This is a genomic window from Citrobacter sp. CK202 (assembly GCF_030333225.1).
GTDB lineage: Bacteria > Pseudomonadota > Gammaproteobacteria > Enterobacterales > Enterobacteriaceae > Citrobacter_B > Citrobacter_B koseri.
Genome location: NZ_JAOWGI010000003.1, coordinates 1 through 211 on the forward strand (window position 1 = coordinate 1; position 211 = coordinate 211).

Annotated in this window: 1 tRNA gene and 1 rRNA gene; both read right to left on the minus strand. The window is 55.5% G+C overall.

Annotation, left to right across the window (positions count from 1 at the left end):
* Window position 1 precedes the first annotated feature (1 nt).
* A tRNA-Asp gene (locus tag OGX84_RS00010) sits at window positions 2–78 on the minus strand.
* A gap of 55 nt (window positions 79–133) precedes the next feature.
* Window positions 134–211 (minus strand): 5S ribosomal RNA (rrf, locus tag OGX84_RS22785); the annotation flags it as partial.

Here is a 211-nt window from a genome sequence, read left to right on the forward strand (position 1 = left end):
GTGGCGGAACGGACGGGACTCGAACCCGCGACCCCCTGCGTGACAGGCAGGTATTCTAACCAACTGAACTACCGCTCCACCGAATTTCTTTGTCACTACCCGGATTATTTATCCCGGTTTATTGCAATTTGATGCCTGGCAGTTCCCTACTCTCGCATGGGGAGACCCCACACTACCATCGGCGCTACGGCGTTTCACTTCTGAGTTCGGC